The organism is Mesorhizobium sp. M7A.F.Ca.CA.002.05.1.1, assembly GCF_003998335.1.
Taxonomy (GTDB): domain Bacteria; phylum Pseudomonadota; class Alphaproteobacteria; order Rhizobiales; family Rhizobiaceae; genus Mesorhizobium.
The window spans coordinates 1-5,368 of sequence record NZ_RZQI01000390.1 but is presented as its reverse complement, the minus strand read 5'-3'; the positions used below and the strand labels follow the sequence as shown (position 1 = coordinate 5,368).

Genomic DNA, 5,368 nt, shown 5'->3' with positions numbered 1-5,368 from the left:
CTATACGGGGAGAAGGGAAAAAAAGCGCCGCGCCCTTACGCGAACGCCCCGTGGCAGTGCTTGTACTTCTTCCCCGAACCGCAGGGGCAGGCTTCGTTGCGGCCGACTTTGCCCCAGGTGGCCTGGTTGTTGGGGTCGCGGTCCTCGGGAGCGACGACGGCGGTTGTCTCCGGGCGGACCAGGAGGGCGGTTTCGCCGCCTTCGAAGTCGTTCTCGCCGGTGGTGCCGTCGATGTGGGTGCCGAACATGTCGGGGGCTTCCGGGGGCGGCGCTTCGGCGGCCTGGCGGACCAGTTCGACGCGCATCAGCTGCGCGGTGACGGCCTGGCGCAGATTGCCCAGCATGGCCTGGAACAGCTCGAATGCTTCGCCCTTGTACTCCTGCAGCGGATCGCGCTGGGCGTAGCCGCGGAAGCCGACGACCGAACGCAGATGGTCGAGATTGACGATGTGCTCGCGCCACAGATGATCGAGCGTCTGCAGCACAACCGAGCGCTCGACATAGTTCATCACCTCGGGGCCAAAACGCTCGGCGCGCTCCTTGGCGGCGGCTTCGGCGGCCTGCCCGATGCGCTCGCGGATGTCGTCTTCGGCGATGCCCTCTTCCTTGGCCCAGTCCTCGACCGGCAGGTCGAGGTTGAGGAACTCGGCGATCTCGGCCTTCAGCCCGGCAACGTTCCACTGCTCGGCATAGGCGTTTTCGGGAATGGCCTTGGCGACGATCTCGTCGATGACGCCTTCGCGCATCTCGGCGATCGTTTCGGACAGGCCTTCGCCGTCCATCAGCTCGATGCGCTGCTCGAACACCACCTTGCGCTGGTCGTTGGAGACGTCGTCATATTTCAAAAGGTTCTTGCGGATGTCGAAGTTGCGCGCCTCGACCTTCTTCTGCGCCTTTTCCAGTGCCTTGTTGATCCACGGATGGATGATCGCCTCATCTTCCTTGAGGCCGAGCTTCTGCAGCATGCCGTCCATGCGCTCGGAGCCGAAGATGCGCATCAGATCGTCCTGCAGGGACAGGAAGAATTTCGAGCGGCCGGGGTCGCCCTGACGGCCGGAACGGCCGCGCAACTGGTTGTCGATGCGGCGCGATTCGTGGCGTTCGGTGGCCAGCACGTAGAGGCCGCCGGCGGCCAGCGCCTTTTCCTTCAGCCGCTCGATGTCGGCAATGATTTCCTTTTCCCGCGCCTCGCGCTCGGGTCCGGCCGGCATGTCGCCGAGCTCTTCCTCGATGCGCATCTCGGCATTGCCGCCGAGCTTGATGTCGGTGCCGCGGCCGGCCATGTTGGTGGCGATGGTGATGGCGCCGGGCTTGCCGGCCTGGGCGACGATCGCCGCCTCGCGCTCGTGATGGCGGGCGTTCAGCACTTCGAAATCGGTAAAACCTTCCTTGCGCAGGCGCTCGGCCAGCTGCTCGGACTTTTCGATGGAAGTGGTGCCGACCAGCGTCGGCTGGCCCTTGGCGCTGGCTTCGCGGATCTCTCTCACGATCGCCTTGTATTTCTCCTCGACCGTCCGGTAGACCTCGTCGTCCTCGTCGATGCGCACGACCGGCAGATTGGTCGGGATCTCGGTGACTTCGAGACCGTAGATGTTGCCGAATTCCTCGGCCTCGGTCAGCGCCGTGCCGGTCATGCCGGAGAGCTTCTTGTAGAGGCGGAAATAATTCTGGAAGGTGACGGAGGCCAGCGTCTGGTTCTCCGGCTGGATCGCCACATGCTCCTTGGCTTCGAGCGCCTGGTGCAGGCCTTCCGAATAGCGGCGGCCCGGCATCATGCGGCCGGTGAACTCGTCGATGATGACGATCTCGCCGTTGCGGACGATGTAGTCCTTGTCCTTCTGGAACAGCCGGTGCGCCTTCAGCGCGTTGTTGACGTGATGGACGATGGCGACGTTCTCGACGTCGTAGAGCGACTCGCCCTTGAGCAGGCCGGCATCGCGCAAAAGGTTCTCGAGCTTCTCGGTGCCTTCCTCGGTGAAGATCGAGGTCTTCTGCTTCTCGTCGATCTCATAATCCTGCGGCTGCAGCTGGATGATGAAGGTGTCGATGGTGTTGTACATTTCCGAACGGTCCTCGAGCGGACCGGAAATGATCAGCGGCGTGCGCGCCTCGTCGACCAGGATGGAATCGACTTCGTCGACGATCGCGTAATTGTGACCGCGCTGCACCATCTGGGCGCGCTCGTATTTCATGTTGTCGCGCAGATAGTCGAAGCCGAGCTCGTTGTTGGTGGCGTAGGTGACATCGGCGGCGTAGGCGGCGCTGCGCTCCTCGTCAGACAGGCCATGGACGATGACGCCGACCGAGAGGCCGAGGAACTTGTAGACGCGGCCCATCCATTCGGAGTCGCGGGTGGCCAGGTAATCGTTGACGGTGACGACGTGGACGCCTTTGCCGGCGAGCGCATTGAGGTAGACCGGCAGCGTCGCGACCAGGGTCTTGCCCTCGCCGGTGCGCATCTCGGCAATACCGCCATTGTGCAGCACCATGCCGCCGATCAGCTGGACATCGAAGGGGCGCATGCCGAGCACGCGGCGCGCTGCCTCGCGGGCGGTGGCGAAGGCCGGCACCAACAGGTCGTCGAGTGTGGCGCCATTGGCTATGTCCTGGCGGAACTTCGCGGTGCGGCCGACCAACTCCTCGTCGGAGAGCGCCCGCATCTCGTTTTCCATGGCGTTGATCGCCTCGACACGGGGCCGGGTCGATTTGACCCGACGGTCGTTGGAGGAACCGAAAACCTTACGGGCGAGACCGCCGAGACTGACCATCCAATGGTCCTTTCGATAGAATTCTCAATCTTGAGATGAGCGCCGGCCGGCCCCATCAATTCCACGTGAACACTGGCGAACACATTAGTGAACACTGGCAAACACAAAAAGCGCCCGGAAAACGGTTCTGGACGCAAAGTCGTTGGACAGATAAGAGGGGGCTCAACTGATGTCAACGCCGCGCTGGCCCTGCTGGCTGCGCCAAATTCCGCCACAATCTGGCCGATCTGGAAGCACCCTCTTAACAATCCCCACCGGAGTCCACCCTATGTCCCTGTTGTTCCGCCGCGCGTCGCTCGCCAGCCTTGGCTTGGCCGTCGGCCTGTCGGCCCTTTCGCTCTCGCCGCTGATGGCGCAGCAAACCGCTCCCGCCCCGGCGGATGCAGCAGCGCCAGCCGCGGCACCGGTCGATCCGAATAAGGTTATCGCCACGGTCAACGGCCAGCCCCTGACCGAAGCCGATCTGGTGCTTGCCGAAGGGGAATTGTCACAGCAGTTCGCGCAATTGCCACCCGAGCAGCGCCGTGCCGCAGCGCTCTCGGCTGCCATCGAGATCCGTGTCATGGCCGCCCAGGCGGTCACGTCAGGGCTCGACAAGGATCCCGACTTCCAGCGCCGCATGGCCTTCCTGCAGCAGCGCGCGCTGCATGGCGAGATGGTCGAGAAGGGCGTCGTCGACAAGGTCACCGACGCCGAGGTCCGCGCCCGCTACGACCAGGAAATCGCCAACACGCCGCCCACCAACGAGCTGCATGCCCGTCACATCCTCGTGAAGACGAAGGAAGAGGCCGAGGCCATCATCAAGCAGCTCGACGGCGGCGCCGACTTCCAGAAGCTCGCCAACGAGCACACCAGCGATCCCTCGGGCAAGACCAGCGGCGGCGATCTCGGCTGGTTCGGACCTGGCCAGATGGTGCCGGAGTTCGACAAGGCGGCCTCCGCGCTCGAGGTCGGCAAATACACCGAGCAGCCGGTGCAGTCGCAGTTCGGCTGGCATGTCATCAAGCTCGAGGACAAGCGCACCAAGCAGCCGCCGGCCTTCGACGACGTCAAGGACCAGGCCAAGCAGGCGGTCATCCGCGACAAATATTTTGCGCTGGTCAAGTCGCTGCGCGCCGGCGCCAAGATCGAGATCCCCGACGCGAACCTGAAGAAGACGGTCGATACGCTGGAAAGCGCCAAGTAAGACTGATAGCTCTTTGAAAAGGGCGCGGCAGCCAGGGGTTGCCGCGCCCTTTTTCATCGCCGTTTTTTAAGGGGCGGGCGCCGCTATGCCTCGCATCACGTAGTTGACCGCCTTGCCGATGGCGGCTTCGTCCTCGTCGAGCCGGTTGGTCAACAGATGTCTCCAGGCGAAGGAGGCGATCAGGTCTGCGACAACAGCTGAATCGACGCCGGCCGGGATTTCGCCCCTTGCCTTGGCGCGTTCGATGATCTGGCCGGTATGGGAGCGTCGGCCCAGCGAGTAGTCGGCAAGGGCCGCGGCAGCGGTCTCGTCCGACTGCGCCTCGGCGATCAGCGACCGGAACACGCTTCCCGACGATGTCTCGCGCCAGTGGGTGAACAGGTTTTTCAGGAAGCCGACGAGATCCTCCTCCAGCCGCCCGGTATCGGGAACCTCGACGCGCTTCTGGCGCTGATAGACCTCAAGCAGCAATGCCGCCTTGCTCGGCCACCAGCGATAGATGGTGGGTTTGCCGGCGCGGGCCCGCCGCGCCACCGCCTCGATCGAGAAACCGGCATAACCGGCTTCGACCAGTACGGCCTCGGCGGCTTCGAGAATGGCATCGGCGCTGTCGGGGTTGCGCCGCGCACCGATCGATCTGCGCGCCGGATCGGCGTCCTCGGCCATCTCTGTCTCCTCGCCAACACTATCGCCGGCAATATAGGCGACCCGACGCTCAAACGAAACGGCGCGTTTTCAAGCTTCGGGAACGGATGGTAGCGGCAGGGGTTAAGTTCATTCTCTGAAAGTCTACCGCCGTGTCGGTTGGCGAAGCTCCAAACGCAAAAACCCGCCGGGCGGCGGGTCACTGGCGCAAATCAGCACCATGGGCAAAAATGTAGCATAGCTGCCCTCACCGAGTCAAGAAAAAATTCCTATCGCCATGAGGCGCCGCCAGCTTGAATTGCCCGGCTGGCCGTGGGATCACGCCTACTGCATCGCCTGCGATGTCTCGGATTCGATACGCCAGCCGCCGCCGGCCTTGACCACCCCAAGCGTGACGCGCGCCTTGCCGGTCAGGCGTGCCGCCGACCTGTCCTTTGGAAGATAGTCGTAGCGCATCGCAAAGACTGCCTCGGCGCGATCTTCGCCCTGTGGAGTGACCTCCAGGCTGCCGGCCTCCATGCTTAGCGACCAGGAGGCCCACTGCGCGAACCAGTCGGCCTTGATCTTGACGATGGCGTCGGCGTCGTAGCGGGTTCCGAAGATGAAGGCGGATGGGCCGTAGAGCCGCTTGACGGTCTCGCTCATCGCCCCGGTGTCCGGCGTCAGATAGTCCTGGCGCAGGAATTTCTCGATCGATCCCTTGTCGTCGCCGACAGAGCGTTCAAGTGCGGCCACTTCCATTGAAGGCGCCGGCGCCGCGGCCGGCCTT

3 protein-coding genes and 1 pseudogene are annotated in these 5,368 nt (G+C 63.7%); 1 reads left to right on the top strand and 3 read right to left on the bottom strand.

Annotated elements, in window-relative coordinates; genetic code table 11:
• Nucleotides 1-35: 35 nt before the first annotated feature.
• The gene (secA, locus tag EN939_RS19555) at nucleotides 36-2,768 is read right to left on the bottom strand and encodes a preprotein translocase subunit SecA (RefSeq protein ID WP_127269308.1); all 2,733 of its coding nucleotides are present in this window, start codon (nucleotides 2,766-2,768) and stop codon (nucleotides 36-38) included.
• A gap of 268 nt (nucleotides 2,769-3,036) precedes the next feature.
• Here secA and EN939_RS19550 point away from each other — a divergent pair, with 268 nt between their 5' ends.
• Nucleotides 3,037-3,954 (top strand): peptidylprolyl isomerase, encoded by a 918-nt coding sequence (locus EN939_RS19550; RefSeq protein WP_127269307.1) that lies wholly within the window; start codon nucleotides 3,037-3,039, stop codon nucleotides 3,952-3,954.
• A gap of 66 nt (nucleotides 3,955-4,020) precedes the next feature.
• On the opposite strand, the gene EN939_RS19545 is transcribed toward EN939_RS19550, so the two are convergent.
• Together EN939_RS19545 and EN939_RS19540 are read right to left on the bottom strand one after the other, a co-directional pair.
• Nucleotides 4,021-4,620 (bottom strand): TetR/AcrR family transcriptional regulator, encoded by a 600-nt coding sequence (locus tag EN939_RS19545; protein ID WP_127269306.1) that lies wholly within the window; start codon nucleotides 4,618-4,620, stop codon nucleotides 4,021-4,023.
• A 303-nt stretch (nucleotides 4,621-4,923) separates the two neighbouring features.
• Nucleotides 4,924-5,368: pseudogene (locus EN939_RS19540) on the bottom strand (caspase family protein); the annotation flags it as partial.